Source organism: Amycolatopsis sp. SB7-3 (assembly GCF_041021335.1).
Taxonomy (GTDB): Bacteria; Actinomycetota; Actinomycetes; order Mycobacteriales; family Pseudonocardiaceae; genus Amycolatopsis; species Amycolatopsis japonica.
In genome coordinates, this window is record NZ_JBFPJQ010000001.1 from 3,491,046 (window position 1) to 3,508,222 (window position 17,177).

Here is a 17,177-nt window from a genome sequence, read left to right on the forward strand (position 1 = left end):
GCGGGCCGGTAGCAAGGGACCTTTGCTACCACTCTCCGGTCACTTGAGGGCGACGACGGTGGGGCCGCGCTGCTCCAGCAGCACCGGCCCGACCGAGGAGAGCAGCACCGGGCCGGTGTAGCCGCGCCTGTCGACACCGACGGTGCGGATGGTGGCGCCGGTCGTCTCGTCGAGTACGGCCAGCCCGCCCTGGATGGGCACGACCAGCTGTTCCCCGAAGGTCACGCCCGGACCGGTCGAGTTGTTCAGCGTCCAGCGCGGAGTGAGGTCGTCCCGCGAGAACGCCATGGTCTTCGAGCCGGTGAACCAGTAGACGCCCTGCGCGGTCCACGACGTCGTCATGACGCCGCCCACCGGATCCTGCGTGATCTCGGCCTCGGGCACGTCGAGCGGATACGCCGACTTCTGCAGACCGTCGCCACCGTAGATGACCAGCAGTTTCTGTTCGGGCAGCACGATCAGCGCGAGATCGCCGGACATCGCGACGACCTTCGCGTTCTTCCCGGCGAGCACGGTGCTGTAGTCGACCTTCGGGTCGTCGGCTTCGTCGTTGGTCGCGCGGTAGACGGTGAAGCGGTCGGCCGGGTCGCCGGGGCAGCGCTCGATCACGCCGATCTTGCCCGCCGCGGCGGCCACCGTGCCGTAGGTGCAGCCCGTCCTCGGCTGCTTGTTCGGGTTCACGATGGCGGGGACCTGGCCGTACTCCATGCTCTTGACCAGGTCGTCGCGCCAGGTGTTCAGCAGTTTCTTGCCGGTCGTGGTGACGTGCGATCCGTCGACGACCAGCCTCGTGCCGAGCTCCGCGTCGCCGTTGCGCTGCGCCGTGCGGCGCCCGGTGCCCGCGTCGAGCTGGGTGACCTCACTGCAGCCGGTGTCCTTGCGGTACACCGCGTCCACCTTGATCCCGGCGAGGGCGACGGTGCACAGTTCGAGATCGCGCGAGTAGCGCCAGCGGACGTCGCCGGTGTACGGATCCCGTCCGAGTACTTCGCCCTTGTCGGCGGTGACGACGCTGTTGGCCTCGCCGATCGGGACGGGGGTCGACGCACTCGGCGCCTGCCACAGTTCGCTCAACGAGCCGGGAACCTGCGCCGGCGCGGGCGGGAGCCCTGGCGGCAGGGTGGTCGCGACCTGCGCGACCGTGGCCGCGTTGTCGCTGGTCACGCCGATGACGACGCCGGTGACCGCGACGACCACGACGATCGCCGCGGCGATCACGCGGTCCCGTTTGCGGTTCCACGGTGAGGGCCGGGCGCGTTTCCCGCCCAGCGGCGGCTCGGTGGCCACCGGCTGAGCGGGGTCGGCGTCCAGCACGTCCTCGGTGCCGATCGCGTTCTCGGCCGTCTCCGGCTCGCCGCCGTTCGACTGCTCGGGATCGGCGGGCACGGGCCGCGCCGGTTCGTTGTCCGGCGCGGCGTCCCAGCGTTCGCTCACGTGCCCCTAGCTCCCCACGTCTGCGGTCTGAAAACCTCAGTCTGCCGACGCAGGTGTATCAGAAGTCGCCGATGGACGGCGACGGCGGCGTCGGCGAGCCGGACGCTCGGCGCTGTCGCCCGCCTCCTTCTCGACCGCCGGACCACTGACCTCGGGGCTCGGCTTCGCGGCACCGCGGCTGCGGCGACGGGTCCGCGTGCGGCCCTCCGAAGAGGTCTCGGCGGCCGCGCCCTCGGTGCCTTCCGCCGAAGCCGCCGCGGCGGCGTCCGCCGCTTCGATCTTGGCGGCCGCGTTCGCACCGCCGCGGGTCCGCTTGCGCGGCGCGCGGTTGCGCTTGCGAGGAGCCTCTTCGTCAGTGGCGGCGCGACCACGGCCGCGGCGCTTGCCACCCAGGTCCTCTTCGGCCTCGGCCGAAAGACCGGCGCGGGTCCGCTTCGACAGCGGCAGGCGCCCGGTGGTACCCTCCGGGATGCCGAGGTCGCTGAACAGGTGCTTCGACGACGAGTACGTCTCGACCGGCTCGGGCTTGTCCAGGCCGAGGGTGTCGGAGATCAGCTTCCAGCGCGGCTCCTCGTCCCAGTCGACGAGGGTGATCGCGACGCCGGTACGCCCCGCGCGGCCCGTGCGGCCGATGCGGTGGACGTAGGTCTTCTCGTCCTCCGGCGTCTGGTAGTTGATCACGTGCGTGACGTCGTCGATGTCGATACCGCGGGCGGCGACATCGGTGGCGACCAGCACGTCGACCTTGCCGGAACGGAACGCGCGCAGTGCCTGCTCGCGGGCGCCCTGGCCCAGGTCACCGTGTACGGCGGCGGCCGCGAAGCCGCGCTCGACCAGCTCGTCGGCGACCTTCTGCGCGGTGCGCTTGGTGCGGGTGAAGATCATCGTCAGGCCACGGCCCTCGGCCTGCAGCGCGCGGGCGATCAGCTCGGGCTTGTCCATCGAGTGCGCCCGGTAGACGAACTGGGTGGTGCGCTCGTGGATGGCACCGGCGTCGTTCTCCTCGGCGCGGATATGCGTCGGCTGGTTCAGGAACGTGCGGGCCAGCGTGATGATCGGCCCCGGCATGGTCGCCGAGAACAGCATCGTCTGGCGCGCGTCCGGGACCATCCGCAGGATGCGCTCGATGTCGGGCAGGAAGCCCAGGTCGAGCATCTCGTCGGCCTCGTCCAGCACCAGGCCGCGGATCTTGCCGAGCACCAGGTGCTGCTGCTCGGCCAGGTCCAGCAGACGGCCGGGCGTGCCGATGACGACGTCGACGCCCTTGCGGAGCGCCTCGATCTGCGGCTCGTACGGGCGGCCGCCGTAGATGGCCAGCGTGCGGATGCCGAGGTGCTTGCCCGCGCCCTTGAGGTCGTTCGCGACCTGGATGCACAGCTCACGGGTCGGCACGACGACCAGTACCTGCGGGGTGCCGTCGCCGGGGACCTCGACGCGGTGCAGCAGCGGGACGCCGAAGCCCAGCGTCTTGCCCATACCGGTGCGGGCCTGGCCGATCAGGTCGTCGCCGGCCATGGCCAGCGGCAGCGTCAGCGCCTGGATGGCGAAGGTGCGCTCGATGCCGGCCTCGCCGAGGGCCTTCACGATCTCCGGCTTCACGCCGAAGGAGGCGAAGGTGGGGGATTCGGGCTCCACCGGGGCGCCCGCCTGCAGCGGGTGCGACGTGTCCAGCGCGGCCGGACCGGTCTCGCTGTGCTCCAGCGCGACGGCCTCCGGGACGCCGGTGGTGGTGTTCTCTTCGGTTGTGGTTTCGTTCGTGGTCAGGGTGCTCGCCTCTCTCGTGACCAGCGCGCACTGCCCTGGTCACCGATCGACACTCGACCACGAAATTTCGCTCGGGCTCCGCGCTACTGGCGCTGGAGCGGCCCTTCGTGGGAATGCCGCAGGATGGCGTGCACGCACATCATTCTTGTGCTGACCGGGGCCACACCGGCTGTCCTTCAGCCGCAGCGGCGTCCCGATCCGGGACGGAAGATCCGTCGTATCCGGCGGCCAGTCTACCTGATCTGCGGTTTTTCGATAGCCCCCGACTCGCCAACCGGCGTGGGATCGGTCTCTTCCGGACCCGGCGGGTGTGTTCGGCGATACCCTTTCCGCCGTGACCGAGGCAAAGCAGATCAGTGAAGGCGTAGTCGATTTGCTCGGCGTACTCGCCTATGGGGAATTGTCCGCATTCGATCGCATGGCCGAGGACGCGCGCACCGCGCCGACGCTGTCCGGCCGGGCCGCGCTGGCGTCGATGGCGGCCGCCGAGATCGGGCACTACGACCTGCTCGCCAAGCACCTCGGGGGGCACGGCGTCGCGATCGAGGACGCGATGCGGCCCTTCGTCGGGCACATCGACGCCTGGCACGCCTCCACGGCGCCGCGTTCCTGGCTCGAGTCCCTGGTGAAGGCCTACGTCGGCGACGGGCTCGCCGCGGACCTCTACCGCGAGATGGCCAGCTGGCTCGACCCCGAGACCAAGGACCTGGTGCTCACCGTGCTCGCCGACACGGGCCATTCCGCGTTCGCCGAGCGCGAAGTCGCGGCCGGTATCGAGGCCGACCCGAAGGCGCGCGACAAGCTCGCGCTGTGGGGCCGCCGTCTGCTGGGAGAGGCGTTGACGCAGGCCCAGTACGTCGTCGCCGAGCGGGACGGGCTCGCCGAGCTGATCGTCGAGGGCTCGGGAGACCTTTCGGGAATCGCCGCGCTCTTCCGCCGGTTGCAGCAAGGGCACACCAAGCGCATGCAGGTGCTGGGCCTCGGCTGAGGTCACTTCGGCTAGCCTTGGCGCACCAGTAAATTTCGAACTTTCAAGCGGAGGTCCCACGTGGAGGTCAAGATCGGCATCAAGGACACGCCGCGGGAGCTCGTGGTGTCCAGCAGCCAGTCGCCCGACGAGGTCGAGGAACTGGTCGCGAACGCCTTGAGGGCCGGCGACGGGATCTTCCGCCTCGACGACGAAAAGGGCCGTAAGTACATCGTGCCCACCGACCGGATCGCCTACGTCGAGATCGCGCCGTCGGATGTTCGCAAGGTCGGCTTCGCTGTTGGTGGCTAACCCGATCGGGTTGTAGTCGGATGTCACAGTGGCGTCACCGCCGCGTCTCAGCCAGCTCTCAGATTTGATCGTCACGCTAAGGCGGGGACGGCAGGGGGCTAGCCGAGAAATGAGGTGGACGGCGTCACTGTGATGGACCGCGCGCTGGTCGACGGCGTGCGCACTGTTCCCGACCAAGGCAAACGGGCCGTAGGGCGGCTGACCGGTATCGACGTCGCCCGCGGCCTGGCCGTTCTCGGCATGTACGCGGTGCATGTCGGCCCCGATCCGGCCAAAGGCGGCGTCGGGGTGCTGTTCAAACCGTTCGAAGGCCATTCCGCCGCGTTGTTCGCGGTGCTGGCCGGGGTCTCGATCGCGCTGATGTCCGGCGGACGCCGTCCCAAAGAGGGCCGCGACCGGACCCGTGTCGCGCTGAAACTGGCGACCCGCGCCCCGCTCCTGGTGGCGCTGGGGCTGTGGCTGACCAGCCTCGAAACCGGCTACATGGTGATCCTGGCCTACTACGGGGCCTGTTTCCTCTTCGCGATCCCGTGGCTGCGCGCGGGCGCGAAGACACTGGCGATCGCGGCGGTGACCGTCGCCGTGGTGGGTCCACTGCTCTCACATGTGATCAGGGCTCAGCTGCTTCCCCGTGACCTGCTGTTCTTCGCGCCGGACCTGACCGCGGACGACGTCACCTCGACCGGGCTGCTGAAGGCCGCGACCGTCCTCGTCCTGACCGGCACGTTCCCCGCGTTGACGCTGATGGCGTACGTGTTCGCCGGGATGGCGATCGGGCGGATGGACCTGACCTCGCGCGGCGTGTGCCGGCGGCTGTTCTTCGGCGGTTCGGCGCTCGCGGTGGGCGGGTATTTCGTTTCGTGGCTCGCGACCGGGCCTCTCGGTGGCATGCAGGCGATCTACCGTTCTTTGGAACCGGCCGCCGCGCAGATGGGCATGACGCCGCCGGAATTCCTGCGGCTGCACCAGACCTGGATCCACGGCACGCCGCCGACCACCAGCTGGGCCTGGGAGCTGCTGCCGACGGGGACCTCGTACACGCCGTTCGACCTGCTGATCTCGATCGGGATCGCGGCGGCGGTGATCGGCGGCTGCCAGCTGCTGATGCCGAAGTTCGAGCGCGTGCTGCGGCCGCTTTCGGATCTGGGTGGGCGGGTGCTGAGCGCGTACGTGCTGCATTTCGTGGCGATCGCGCTGCTGTGGGACGAGAGTGACGGCGATTCGATCTTCAGCGTGCTGCACTTCGTCGAGTTCTCGGTGGTGGCGCTGACCGCCGCGGTGCTGTGGCGGAAGTTCGTCGGGCGCGGGCCGCTGGAATGGGCGATGAACAAGCTGTCGAGCTGGCCGAAGTACCTGGTGCCCGCTGCCCGCGTACCTGCCCAAAGGCGGGGCTGACCTGCGAAGTGGTAGCAAAGGTCCCTTGCTCCCCGCGCTCACGAAAAGTACATGAAGGCCCCCTTCCTCGCGCTAGACGCAAGGAAGAGGGCCTTCATGTACTTCCGCCTGGTCAGGCGTTGAGTTCGTTCAGTTCTTCGAGGCTGGTCGGCACGTGGAAGGGCGGCGTGCTGGTGCCCATGATGCGGTAGCGGTCCCACGGGTCCGGGTCGGAGAGCTCGCCCTTCGCGCTGTACTCGCCCGCGCGGATCTCGACGGCGGTCTTCTTGCCGCCGGCGGCCGCGGACACCTGCTCGTTGGTGGCGACGCGGCCGTACCAGCGGTAGTACCCGTCGATGGGCTGGAAGTAGCCCCGCAGATCCACCGTCGTCGCGATCTCGGTCCCGTCGATCACGAGGACCGCTTCGCCGGCGTAACCGTCTTCGTCGTGCTCGCTCACTGTGCCTCCGATTCCTTCCGCATTTGGACGACCTTGTTCTCTTCGAGCGGCAGGTTCGGGTCGATGACGATGCCCTGCTGCCGGGAGAGGCCGTCGATCGCGGCCCAGATGATCTGCGTCAGGTACTCGACGACGCTGTCGCGGCCCATCGAGCGCCGGTCCAGCCACCATTCGCCGGTGCTCTGCACCATCCCGACGATGCCGTGCGCCCACGGTTCGGCGGCGCCGGAGTCCATGTTGAACATCCGCATGTAGTCGCCGAGCAGCGCGGTCAGCGCGGTGGCGATCAGTTCCTTGTCCTCGGCGACGACGTCGGATTTGACGACCACCTTCTCCTGCAGGCCGCCGCGTGCGAGCAGGCGGTACAGGTTCGGGTGCTCCTCGATGACGCTGAAGAAGGAATCGAGCGCCATCCGGATCCGGGGGACCGGGGCGAGCTCGGAGTTGATGGCCGGGATCAGCCGCTGGAAGAGGATCTCCGTGCCGCGCTGCCCGAGCGCGACGTACAGATCCGCCTTGTCGTCGAAGTGCCGGTACAGCACAGGTTTCGTGACGCCCGCTTCGGCGGCGACGTCCTCCATGCCGAGGTCCGGGCCGTGCGTGTCGAGCGCGCGAAGGGCGGCCTCGACGAACTCCGCGCGGCGCGCGATCCGGTGCTTGCGCCAGCGGTCGCGGCGGGCGTCGCCCGTGTCGGCCTCACCCGCCGTGGGGTGCTTGCTCGACTGCTTGCTGTTGCGCTTGACACGTTCGATCACCCCAGTCATGCTACCAGAGGTAACTGTTACCACGAGTTACAGATAGGGGTGTGTCGGCAATGACGCGGGCGCTGAAGGAAACAGACCGGGAGAAGACGGCCGAGCGGCTGCTCAAGTCCTCCGCGAACAAGTTCTACGATCCCGACGTCGACATCGACTGGACCGCCCCGCTCGTCGACGGGAAGCGCTTCATCCCGGCACACCGTTCTTCGCTCTACGGCACGAAATTGTGGGACTCGCTGTCGGAAGAGCAGCGCATCGAACTCGGCAAGCACGAGGTCGCCAGCGTCGCCACGACCGGGCTGTGGTTCGAAATCCTCCTGATGCAGATGCTGCTCAAGGAGGTCTACGAAGAGGACCCGACCAGTTCGCACGCCCAGTACGCGTTGACCGAGATCGCGGACGAATGCCGTCACTCGACGATGTTCGCGCGGATGGCTTCGCGGATCGGCTGCCCGTCCTACGGGCCGGTGCCGTGGTTGCGGCGGCTGGCGAAACTGATGCCGGCGATCAGCTACGGCCCCGCGCGCTACGGCGCGATCCTGGTCGCCGAAGAGGTACTCGACCGGCTTCAGCGCGAGCAGATGAACGACCCGGACATCCAGCCGCTGGTCCGCATGGTCAACCGGATCCACGTGCTCGAAGAAGCCCGGCACGTCACCTTCGCCCGCGAAGAGGTGACTCGCGGGATGGCGAAACTGTCGAAGAAGGAAATCGTCTATCAGCAGTTCATCATCGCGCTTGTCTCGTATTTCGTGACCCGGGCCTTCATCAACCCGAACGTCTACAAGGCCGTCGGCATCCGTCCGCGTGACGGCGTCGAGGCCGCGCTGAACAATCCCAACTGGCGCGAAAGCATCCAGTGGGCGGGCGAGAAGATCATGCCGTTCCTTCAGGAATCCGGCCTCGTCGGCAAACCGGGCATGTACTTCTGGCGCAAGTCCTTCCTGCTGCCGGGGAAGCGATGAGGAGCGTCAAGCAGCGCGACGCCGTCTCGTGGGACCCGTCGCGGCAACATCGGTTCGTGACCGGTGACGGCACCGCCCTGCACGTCGAGACGAGCGGGCCCGCCGACTCCGAGCTCACGTTGGTGCTCGTGCACGGCTGGACGCAGGACCATCGGACCTGGGACGGCGTGGTGTCGCGACTCGGCGACTCCGTCCGGACCCTGCGCTACGACCTGCGCGGCCACGGCGGTTCCGCGCCGGCGAAACCGGGGACGGCCACGATCGCGACCCTCGCCGACGACCTCGCCGAGCTGATCCAGGACCGCGTCCCGAACGGGCCGATCGTGCTCGCCGGACACTCCATGGGCGGTATGACGATCATGGAACTGTCCCGCAGGCATCCCGATCTCGTGGCCCGGCGCGTCGCAGGGGTCGCGTTCGTCGCCACGTCGTCCGGTGAGATGGACCGGATCACCCTCGGCCTGCCGGGGATCGCGGGCAGCGGCGCGGCGAGGTTCGAACGGAGGCTCGCGAAGCTGCTCGCGAAGAACCGCCGGGACGCCTTGCCGCTGCCGCTGTCGGTGGTGCGGCCCGGTGCGCGGCTGCTCGTCTTCGGGCGGCGGCCTCAGCGCGCCGACGTCGACTCGGTCGCCGAGCAGTTGCTGTGCGCGCATCCGGCGAGCGTCGCGGGATTCCAGGACGCGATTTCGCGGCACGACTGCCGGGTGACGCTGGCCGCGCTGCAGGGCAAGCCGGTGATCGTGCTGGCGGGGGAGCGGGACCGGCTCTGCCCGCCGCCGCACGCCAAGGTCATCGCCGACGAGCTGCCGGAGGCCGAGTTCGTGCGGTATCCGGGGGCGGGGCACATGCTTCCGCAGGAACGGGCTCAGGAGGTTTCGGACCGCATCGCGGCGCTTGTCCGCCGCGCCGCGAGGGTCTGAAAGGGGAGCAAGGGACCTTTGCTACCACTTCTCTCGACATTGAGACAGGTGGTAGCAAAGGTCCCTTGCTCTCTTTCTGCAGGTCAGGGTCCCGGGTGAGGTGGTTGTGCTCGCCTGAAGGGAAGGTGCGTGGGATCAGGCGGACGACACGCGTGATGGAGTCGGCGGCGCGAGCGGCTCGTCACTGAGATCCAGCATCGTGCCCTCAGACTGTCCTAAAAGGATAATTCTCGAGATCAAGGCGTCCAATTTGGGTACTTTGCGCAGTATTGCCCGGGGGTCGTGAGTGGCGATGGTCGTTCTAACCCTCTTTACCACTCACGACTCCCCGCAAAACCGGACTTACAAGCATAAAGCGGGCCTATGCTGCCCGGAAAGTGACCGCCCCTCAATAACCGCCCAGACAGGGCCAAGTGGCTTTCGCGACGTGTGGCCGGCGCGGGTGGTAGCAAAGGTCCCTTGCTCTCTTCAGAGGGACGTGTAGCCGTTCGCCAGGAGCCGGACCCCTGCCTCCTGGTAGGCGTCCTGGTCGTCGACGGCGAGCGTGGCCAACCCGTCGACATAGCGGTTGAACATGCAGAACGCGGCCGCGATCAGGACCGTGTCGTGGATTTCGACGTCCGTCGCGCCCGCCGCGCGGGCGGTCTCGATCAGGTCTTCGCCCACCGCCTTCCCGCTTTCGCGAACGGCGAGCGCGACATGCAGGAGCGCCTTCAGCTTCGCCGACACGGGGGCGTCGTCGACGTCCTTCCACGCCGCCTCCACGACCGGCATGCCGCCTTCGAGCGCTTCGGCGGCGACGGCGGCATGACTGCGTGAACAGAACGTGCAGTCGTTGCCGCGCGAGACGACGGCGCCGATCAGTTCGCGTTCGCCCACGCTGAGGCTGCTCGGGCCGCGAAGCAGGACCTCGGCGAGCTGCCCGAGCGGCGCCGCCGTCTCCGGCCGGTAGGCGAACAAGGCGGTGATGCCGGGAAGGTTCTCGTCGAGCGCGATATGCGGCATGGTGACTCCTCGCGGATCGGCAACGCGGTCGCTTTGATTCATAGCCGAAACCCGGCTTGTCGCGATGCCGCTGGATTGCTCGACATGAGAGCGAGGGGCATTGTGATCGTCAGAATCCGAGGCCGTGCGCTTCCCGACGGCGAGTACGTCGATCTTTACGCCGACGGCGACCGATGGACCACCGATCCGGTTCCAGGGGCGGATCTGGTCGCCGAGGGCTGGCTCTTGCCGGGCCTCGTCGATGCCCACACCCATCCCGGAGCCGAGGAGCCCGGCGACGCGATGGACGAGGAGATCCTGCGCGCCGATCTGCACCGGCACGTCGACGCCGGGGTCACGATGATCCGTTCGCCGGGGCTGCCCGGTGAGCCGCCCGAGTGGTTCGGCGCCGAACCCGGCCTGCCCCGCGCGGTGCACGCCGGGCCGTGGATCGCGCAGCACGGCCAGTTCTTCGACGGCTGGGGTCGCCGCGCCACGCACGCGGAGCTCCCCGGATTGGCCGCGGCGCAGGCGAAACGCACCGGCTGGGCCAAGATCATCGCCGATTGGCGGGTCGGGGACGAAGCCGTGCCGTCCGACGTCATGACCGCCGTCGTCGAGGCGGTGCACGCGGTGGGCGGGCGTCTCGCCGTGCACTCGCAGCACGCCGCCGGCGGTGAAGCGGCGGTGGCCGCGGGAGTCGACTCCGTCGAACACGGGATGTGGCTCGATCCCGGGTACCTGCCGGACATGGCGGCCCGCGGGACCGCGCTCACCCCGACGCTCTCGGTGTTCCAGGCGGCGCTCGGGCGGGCGCGGAACCGTGAGGACACCCCGCGGAAACGGTGGTTCGTCGGCGGGGCGGAGGCGCATCCGGGGTTGATCGTGGCGGCGGCCGAAGCCGGGGTGAAGATCCTCGCCGGGACCGACTCCCGGCCGCATGGCCGCGTCGGCGTCGAGATCCGCGCCCTCGCGGAAGCGGGGCTGCGACCGCACGACGCCCTCGCCGCGGGTTCGTGGGCCGCGCGCGAATACCTGGGGTTGCCCGGGCTGGTCCCGGGCGCGCCCGCCGACGCCGTCGTCTACGCGGAAGATCCTCGTGAAGACTTGGCACGGCTGGAGCACCCCGTCGCGGTAATTCTGCGGGGCGTCCGCGTCAGGTGAGCTAGCGTGATCTTTTCGACTGGGGAGTTGGAACGATGAAACGAAACAGATCGATCCTGTCCGTTTTCAGCCTCACCATCGCCGTGGTCCTCGGAGCGGCCCTGCTCACCAATCTGGGGCGCGAGACCACCGAAGCCGGCGACGCGGAATTCACCGGCGCCGGCCGGGTCGTCATCCGTGACGCTTCGATGGTGCTCACGATGGATCCCGGCCTCGGCGAAGGACCGCTCGGCGCCCTCGCCGACGCCGACGTCGTACTGGAAGGCACCAAGATCAAGCAGGTCGGCAAGGACCTCGACGCCGGCACCGCGAGAGTCGTCGACGGCCGGGGCAAGATCGTGCTGCCGGGCTTCGTCGACCTGCACAACCACCTGTGGCAGTCGCTCATCCGCGGCTGCGCGGCCGACAAGGAACTCATCGGCTGGCTCGGCAAATGTGTCATCCCGCTGTACCGCGCCCCCGTGACCGACGCGGACGCGTACGCGGGCACGAAACTCGCCGCGGCCGACGTCGTCTCGACCGGGATCACCACGGTCACCGACTGGTCGCACGCGTTCAACACCGACTTCGCCAAGGGCGGTCTCCGTGCGCTCGGCGAGTCGAAACTGCGGTTCCTCTACTCCTACAACGGCACCACCGATCCCGCGCTGCAGAACGAGATCCGCCGCGTGAAGCGCGAGGTCATCGATCCGAACCCGTTGGCACGCCTGCAGATCGGCACGCATCCGTCCACGGGGAACTTCCCGAGCGTCGAAGCTTCGGAGAAGCTCGCGCGCGAACTCGGCGTCTCGCTGAACGTGCACCTGCTCGAATCGAAGGCCGATCTGACCGCGGGGCAGATGGACGCGCTCCGGCGCGCGAACGCGTTGCACCCCGGGCTGGTGGCGAACCACGTCATCCAGACCACCGACGCCGATCTCGACGAGCTCGCGGCCGCCGGGGTCGGCGTGGCGCACAACCCGCTGTCGAACATGCGGCTCGCGTCGGGCGTCATCCGGTTGCCGGAGATGAAGAAGCGGAACATGAAGGTCGGGCTCGGCCTCGACGGCGGCACCAACGACACGAGCGACATGTTCAACGTGATGCGCGCGGCCGTCGGTCTCCAGCGGGCGACCACGACGGATCCGGCGGTCTACCCGACCACGACGGACGTCCTGCGCATGGCGACCCTCGGCGGCGCGGAGGCGCTCGGGATGGACAAGGAGATCGGGTCGCTGACGCCGGGCAAGCAGGCGGACCTCCAGCTGGTCGACGCCCAGGCGGTCAACTTCGCGCCGAAGGTGGACTGGGTGAATCAGCTGGTCTTCAACACCCAGCCCGCGAACGTCTCATGGGTGTTCGTCGACGGGCGCGTCCTCAAGCGCGAAGGCCGCGTTGTCGGTATCGACACCGCGAAGGTCGTCGCCGACGCCCAGGCCGCCGCCGACCGCCTGAAGAAGCTCCTGCCCCAGTGACCTGACGCAATTCGTCCTCTGAATGCGATCGCTGCGCGTGCAAGGACCGCATTCAGAGGACGAAACGCGGGGGTCAGTGCTGGAGCGGGAAGCCACCGCCGATGCCTCGCCAGGCGAGGTTGGCGGTGAGCGCGACGGCCTCTTCGCGGCTCATCGACTTGTGGTGCGCCAGCCAGAACCGCGCGCTGACCTGCGAGAGGCCCACGAGGCCGACGGCGAGCAGCCGGGCCTTGTCCTCGTCGAGGCCCGCGTCGGCGGTGATGGTCTCGGTGATCGCGTCGACGCTGGCCGACGTCGCCCGGTCCACCGCCTCCTGGACGGCGGGCTCGCCGCGCAGGTCGGACTCGAAGACCATGCGGAACGCGCCGGCGTCGTTGTTCACGAAGTCGAAGAACGCGCCGACGGTCGCCGGCACGCGCTGCTTGTTGTCCGACGTGGAGTCGAGCGCGTCCTTGACCCGCCGCACCAGTTCGTCGACGTGGCTCTCCAGCAGCGCGATGTAGAGGTCGAGCTTGCCGGGGAAGTGCTGATAGAGGACCGGCTTGCTGACTCCGGCCTCTTCGGCGATCTCGTCCATCGCGGCGGCGTGGTATCCGTTCGCGGCGAACACCCGCTGCGCGGCGGCCAGCAGCTGGGCGCGGCGTTCCGTTCTGGGCAGGCGGACGCCTCGGGCCTGCAGTCGCGCCATTTCTGTCATCGTTCCTCCAGTAGCCGCGGGCTCCGCGGGGCGGGGTCACCGCCGCGTGAAGTGAGCTCGAGATTACTCGCCGGTACGGCCGGACCGCCAAGGGTCGGGCATCCTTGATGCTGTGTCTTCTTCAGTTTCCCGTGCCGCCGGGGGCCGCTCTCCGCTGACCCATGTGCCGCTCTCGCGCAGGTCATTGCCGTCGCTGGACCCGGCGCCGCCCCCTTGGCCCGGGGAAACAATAGGTGTCGGCGGGGTGAAATTGCACATCCGCCGGACTCCGGGCGGTCCCGAGACGGCCGTCTATGTCCACGGTCTCGGGGGATCGTCCACGAACTGGACCGACCTCGCCGCCCTCTTGGCGCCCCAAGCCTCGGGCACGTCGGTCGATTTGCCGGGTTTCGGCTACTCGGAGCCGCCCGACGACTTCGACTTCAGCCTCGACGCGCATGCCGAGGTCGTGGCGAGCCACATCGAGAGTCTCGAAGCGGGGCCGGTGCACCTGTTCGGCAACTCGATGGGCGGCGCCGTCGCGCTGCTCGTCGCGGCCCGCCGCCCGGAGCTGGTCAAGACGCTGACGCTGATCTCGCCCGCGATGCCCGATCTCCGGCCCAGCATGAAGCGGCTGTCCGATCCGCGGATGGCGTTCGCGTACCTGCCGCTGATCGGCCCGGCGGTCCGCCGCCAGCTCGCCGCGCTCGGCCCGCGCGAACGAGCCATGCAGGTCATCAAGCTGTGCTTCGCCGACCCGGGCCGCTTCGCGCAAAGCCGGCTGGACGAGCTCGAAGAGGAACACAGTGCCCGCGCCGGGTTCGCCTGGGCCGCCCCCGCGCTGGCGCGCAGCACGTTCGGCATCTTCCGGACGTGGTCCGCGCGCGGTCCCGCGTCGCTGTGGGCGGTCGCGCCGACCGTCGACGCGCCGACGCTCGTCGTATGGGGGCAGCACGACCGGGTGATCTCCGTCCGGCGCGCCGAGCGCACCGCTCGGCTACTTCCGCACGCGCGGTTGCTCGTTCTGCCCCGAACCGGCCACGTGGCGCAGATGGAACGCCCGAATGTCGTAGCGAAGGCCGTTTTGGGGATGTGGGAATCGGTCGAATCGGGCACGTGGTAGCCCATTCGGGTGGGTAGGACACGCCGGGCGAAGCGCCGGTCGCTCACAACATCACAGTTCGGTTATGGCACCCTGGTGCGCGTGGATCGGGTAAAGCAAGGCGCGCAGGGCGAGGGTCGGCGGTCTCAGTACTCCGCATCCGCCCGCCGTCCGCCGCGCGCCCAGCCCCGGTCCTCCGACGTGCCGCGCACAGGCCAGTACCGGCCGACGCCGCCACCGTCGCAGCGGCTCGACGAGGACCGTTACCGTCCCGGCGGCCGCCGGACCAGCGCCCAGCCGCTCAGCGCGTCCTGGAAGCCGCACGAGACCGGCGCCGCGAAGGCCAAGGCCGCCAAACGCAAGGGCGGCATCGGCCAGTTCGCCAAGACCTACGGCTGGCGCGTGTACGCACTGCCGATCCTCGTGGTGATCACCGCGCTGGTCGTGTTCAACACCGCCACCGGCCCGGCCGAACCGATCGCCTCCGACGGCACGACCCAGGCCGCGGCCGACGGATCCGCGGGCAACGGCGGCGAGCCGGGCGCGGGGGTCGACGGAGGCGGCGATGTCCTCCCGGAGAACCCGGCCAAACCGGTCGACCTCAAGATCCCGACCGCGGACCTGCCCAAGGGCGGCCCCTTCACCGAGTCCGGCAAGGGCACCTATCACGTGGTGCCGGGCAAGGGCGACAAGGTCGGGACGGGCCAGCTGTACACGTACACCATCGAGGTCGAGGACGGCATCGATCAGGCCAGCTACGGTGGTGACGACAGCTTCGCCGCGATGGTGGAAGGCACCCTGTCGAATCCCAAGAGCTGGACGTGGGACGGCAAGAAGGCGCTCCAGCGCGTCGACGCGAGTTTCCCGAATCCGACCTTCCGGGTGAGTCTCACCACACCGAACACCACGCATCGCGCGGACGTCTGCATGTTCCAGATCACCTACGAGACGTCCTGCTACCGCTCGAGTTTCGACAAGCGCGTGGTGATCAACCTCGCCCGCTGGGTGCGAGGGGCGCTGGCCTTCGAGAGCGACATGACCGGGTACCGCCAGTACGCCATCAACCACGAGGTCGGGCACGCCCTGGGCGGAAAGCACGTGGGCTGCCCGGAGAACGGCGCCGTCGCGCCCGTCATGATGCAGCAGACCTTCGGCGTCTCGAACGACTTCGTGGCGCAGCTGAACAATCTCCCCGGCGGCGACCGCGGCAAGGTGCCGGCGGACGGCAAGGTCTGCAAGCCGGGCTCCTGGCCGAATCAGACACCCTAGTCCACGCCGTCTCACCTGCTGGAACATCCCAGGATATGAAACAGGGGAAGTCGTTTCCGCCTGTCGGTGTTGTAGATACTGGGATGCGACCCGCGATCCACGCGAGATGGAGGACCCGATGTCAGGCACGCTGCCGCCGCTCGTCGAGCCGGCCGCCGAGCTCACCAAGGAAGAGGTGGCCCGGTACAGCCGTCACCTGATCATCCCGGACGTCGGGGTGACCGGGCAGAAGCGGCTGAAGAACGCCAAGGTGCTGGTCATCGGTGCCGGTGGCCTCGGCAGCCCGGCGCTGCTGTACCTGGCCGCGGCCGGGGTCGGCACGCTCGGCATCGTCGACTTCGACGAGGTCGACGAATCGAACCTGCACCGCCAGGTCATCCACGGACAGTCCGACATCGGCAAGCTCAAGGCCGCGTCGGCGCAGGAGACGATCGCCGAGATCAATCCGTTCGTGAAGGTGCACCTGCACACCGACCGGCTCGAGTCGTCGAACGCGCTCGAACTGTTCGAGCAGTACGACCTGATCCTCGACGGCACCGACAACTTCGCGACGCGGTACCTGGTGAACGACGCCGCCGTGCTCACCGGCAAGCCCTACGTGTGGGGCTCGATCTACCGGTTCGAGGGCCAGGCGAGCGTGTTCTGGGAGGACGCGCCGAACGGCAAGGGCCTCAACTACCGCGACCTCTACCCCGAGCCGCCGCCGCCCGGCATGGTGCCGTCGTGCGCCGAGGGTGGCGTGCTGGGCGTGCTGTGCGCGTCGATCGGCTCGATCATGGTCAACGAGGCGATCAAGCTGATCACCGGTATCGGTGAGCCGCTGCTGGGCAGGCTTGTCAGCTACGACGCGCTCGAGATGAAGTACCGCGAGGTCAAGATCCGCAAGGATCCGGAGACCCCGAAGATCACCGAGCTCATCGACTACGAAGCGTTCTGTGGCGTCGTGTCCGACGAAGCCGCTTCGGCCGCTTCGGGAAGCACGATCACTCCGGCTGAACTCAAGGCCAAGTTCGACAACGGCGACAACTTCGCCCTCATCGACGTCCGCGAGCCGCACGAGTACGAGATCGTGAACATCAAGGGCGCGACGCTGATCCCGAAGGACAAGATCCTTTCGGGCGAGGCGCTGTCGGAACTGCCGCAGGACAAGCCGATCGTGCTGCACTGCAAGTCGGGCGCGCGTTCGGCGGAGGCGCTGGCGGCGCTGCACAAGGCCGGGTTCAAGGACGCGACCCACCTCGGTGGTGGCGTGCTGGCCTGGGCGCGGCAGATCGACCAGAGCCTGCCGACCTACTGACGTTTTGCGCGTGAAGGCCCCCTTTCCTCGGCTGAGTCGAGGGAAGGGGGCCTTCACGCGCGGAGCCTTGGGGGTGCCCAAAGTGGTAGCAAAGGTCCCTCGCTCTCTTCCTGCAGCTCGGCGCGGTGACCGTGTGGGTTTCGGGTCATCTGACGCACCAAAATCCACACGGTCCGTAGGCGCCGTTACGCGGAGTACGGGGTGTGTGGAAATGGGGACACTCAACGTCCCTATTTCCACACACCTCCACTCGCCGCGCGGGTGGTAGCAAAGGTCC

At 68.6% G+C, this 17,177-nt stretch carries 16 protein-coding genes; 10 read left to right on the plus strand and 6 right to left on the minus strand.

Translation table 11 applies throughout. The features are described from left to right. Positions 1-39: 39 nt before the first annotated feature. Complete coding sequence (locus AB8M46_RS17460) at positions 40-1,434, minus strand: hypothetical protein (RefSeq protein ID WP_378428763.1); 1,395 nt, start codon at positions 1,432-1,434, stop codon at positions 40-42. Between the two features lie 36 nt (positions 1,435-1,470). Continuing rightward, positions 1,471-3,069 carry a DEAD/DEAH box helicase gene (locus tag AB8M46_RS17465; protein WP_378428762.1) on the minus strand — a complete coding sequence of 533 codons (1,599 nt, stop codon included), beginning with the start codon at positions 3,067-3,069 and terminating at the stop codon, positions 1,471-1,473. Positions 3,070-3,532: 463 nt separating this feature from the next. Between AB8M46_RS17465 and AB8M46_RS17470 the strand changes: the two genes are divergently transcribed. The 3 genes from AB8M46_RS17470 to AB8M46_RS17480 all read left to right on the plus strand — a co-directional run bounded on the left by AB8M46_RS17470 (position 3,533) and on the right by AB8M46_RS17480 (position 5,872). Next, the gene (locus AB8M46_RS17470) at positions 3,533-4,186 is read left to right on the plus strand and encodes a ferritin-like fold-containing protein (RefSeq protein WP_037335764.1); all 654 of its coding nucleotides are present in this window, start codon (positions 3,533-3,535) and stop codon (positions 4,184-4,186) included. 60 nt (positions 4,187-4,246) lie between these two features. Continuing rightward, positions 4,247-4,477, plus strand: a complete 231-nt coding sequence (locus AB8M46_RS17475; RefSeq protein ID WP_005167610.1) for a DUF3107 domain-containing protein — start codon at positions 4,247-4,249, stop codon at positions 4,475-4,477. A gap of 114 nt (positions 4,478-4,591) precedes the next feature. Beyond that, complete coding sequence (locus AB8M46_RS17480; protein WP_394360757.1) at positions 4,592-5,872, plus strand: heparan-alpha-glucosaminide N-acetyltransferase domain-containing protein; 1,281 nt, start codon at positions 4,592-4,594, stop codon at positions 5,870-5,872. A 112-nt stretch (positions 5,873-5,984) separates the two neighbouring features. Here the strand turns inward: AB8M46_RS17480 and AB8M46_RS17485 are convergent, their stop codons facing one another. Together AB8M46_RS17485 and AB8M46_RS17490 are read right to left on the minus strand one after the other, a co-directional pair. Beyond that, on the minus strand, positions 5,985-6,311 hold the full coding sequence (locus AB8M46_RS17485) for a DUF4873 domain-containing protein (protein ID WP_016331491.1): 327 nt from the start codon (positions 6,309-6,311) through the stop codon (positions 5,985-5,987). Further along, positions 6,308-7,075, minus strand: a complete 768-nt coding sequence (locus AB8M46_RS17490) for a TetR/AcrR family transcriptional regulator (RefSeq protein WP_038519016.1) — start codon at positions 7,073-7,075, stop codon at positions 6,308-6,310. Before AB8M46_RS17490 ends, AB8M46_RS17485 begins: the two co-directional genes overlap by 4 nt. 50 nt (positions 7,076-7,125) lie before the next feature. On the opposite strand from AB8M46_RS17490, the gene AB8M46_RS17495 reads away from it, so the two are divergent. Next, on the plus strand, positions 7,126-8,034 hold the full coding sequence (locus tag AB8M46_RS17495; RefSeq protein ID WP_037332087.1) for a diiron oxygenase: 909 nt from the start codon (positions 7,126-7,128) through the stop codon (positions 8,032-8,034). Further along, positions 8,031-8,954, plus strand: a complete 924-nt coding sequence (locus AB8M46_RS17500; protein WP_037332085.1) for an alpha/beta fold hydrolase — start codon at positions 8,031-8,033, stop codon at positions 8,952-8,954. The genes AB8M46_RS17495 and AB8M46_RS17500 overlap by 4 nt, the downstream gene beginning before the upstream one ends. A 468-nt stretch (positions 8,955-9,422) precedes the next feature. Here AB8M46_RS17500 and AB8M46_RS17505 read toward each other — a convergent pair whose 3' ends face one another. After that, positions 9,423-9,959 carry a carboxymuconolactone decarboxylase family protein gene (locus tag AB8M46_RS17505; RefSeq protein WP_394360758.1) on the minus strand — a complete coding sequence of 179 codons (537 nt, stop codon included), beginning with the start codon at positions 9,957-9,959 and terminating at the stop codon, positions 9,423-9,425. 102 nt (positions 9,960-10,061) lie between these two features. On the opposite strand from AB8M46_RS17505, the gene AB8M46_RS17510 reads away from it, so the two are divergent. Both AB8M46_RS17510 and AB8M46_RS17515 read left to right on the plus strand, forming a co-directional pair. Continuing rightward, complete coding sequence (locus AB8M46_RS17510; protein WP_394360759.1) at positions 10,062-11,102, plus strand: amidohydrolase family protein; 1,041 nt, start codon at positions 10,062-10,064, stop codon at positions 11,100-11,102. 35 nt (positions 11,103-11,137) lie between these two features. After that, positions 11,138-12,556, plus strand: a complete 1,419-nt coding sequence (locus tag AB8M46_RS17515) for an amidohydrolase family protein (protein ID WP_394360760.1) — start codon at positions 11,138-11,140, stop codon at positions 12,554-12,556. A gap of 73 nt (positions 12,557-12,629) precedes the next feature. Here AB8M46_RS17515 and AB8M46_RS17520 read toward each other — a convergent pair whose 3' ends face one another. Further along, complete coding sequence (locus tag AB8M46_RS17520) at positions 12,630-13,253, minus strand: TetR/AcrR family transcriptional regulator (protein ID WP_037332079.1); 624 nt, start codon at positions 13,251-13,253, stop codon at positions 12,630-12,632. Between the two features lie 244 nt (positions 13,254-13,497). On the opposite strand from AB8M46_RS17520, the gene AB8M46_RS17525 reads away from it, so the two are divergent. The 3 genes from AB8M46_RS17525 to moeZ all read left to right on the plus strand — a co-directional run bounded on the left by AB8M46_RS17525 (position 13,498) and on the right by moeZ (position 16,900). Beyond that, the gene (locus tag AB8M46_RS17525; RefSeq protein WP_350596370.1) at positions 13,498-14,355 is read left to right on the plus strand and encodes an alpha/beta hydrolase; all 858 of its coding nucleotides are present in this window, start codon (positions 13,498-13,500) and stop codon (positions 14,353-14,355) included. A gap of 81 nt (positions 14,356-14,436) precedes the next feature. Beyond that, complete coding sequence (locus AB8M46_RS17530; protein WP_037332076.1) at positions 14,437-15,603, plus strand: DUF3152 domain-containing protein; 1,167 nt, start codon at positions 14,437-14,439, stop codon at positions 15,601-15,603. Positions 15,604-15,721: 118 nt separating this feature from the next. Next, positions 15,722-16,900 carry an adenylyltransferase/sulfurtransferase MoeZ gene (moeZ, locus tag AB8M46_RS17535; protein WP_016331501.1) on the plus strand — a complete coding sequence of 393 codons (1,179 nt, stop codon included), beginning with the start codon at positions 15,722-15,724 and terminating at the stop codon, positions 16,898-16,900. Positions 16,901-17,177: the final 277 nt, after the last annotated feature.

Excerpts from the sequence above, each read along its gene's own strand:
- AB8M46_RS17495 (WP_037332087.1), top strand. The coding sequence starts at position 7,126 with ATGACGCGGGCGCTGAAGGAAACAGACCGGGAGAAGACGGCCGAGCGG.
- AB8M46_RS17490 (WP_038519016.1), bottom strand. The coding sequence starts at position 7,075 with ATGACTGGGGTGATCGAACGTGTCAAGCGCAACAGCAAGCAGTCGAGC.
- AB8M46_RS17515 (WP_394360760.1), top strand. The coding sequence starts at position 11,138 with ATGAAACGAAACAGATCGATCCTGTCCGTTTTCAGCCTCACCATCGCC.
- AB8M46_RS17520 (WP_037332079.1), bottom strand. The coding sequence starts at position 13,253 with ATGACAGAAATGGCGCGACTGCAGGCCCGAGGCGTCCGCCTGCCCAGA.
- moeZ (WP_016331501.1), top strand. The coding sequence starts at position 15,722 with ATGTCAGGCACGCTGCCGCCGCTCGTCGAGCCGGCCGCCGAGCTCACC.
- AB8M46_RS17505 (WP_394360758.1), bottom strand. The coding sequence starts at position 9,959 with ATGCCGCATATCGCGCTCGACGAGAACCTTCCCGGCATCACCGCCTTG.
- AB8M46_RS17500 (WP_037332085.1), top strand. The coding sequence starts at position 8,031 with ATGAGGAGCGTCAAGCAGCGCGACGCCGTCTCGTGGGACCCGTCGCGG.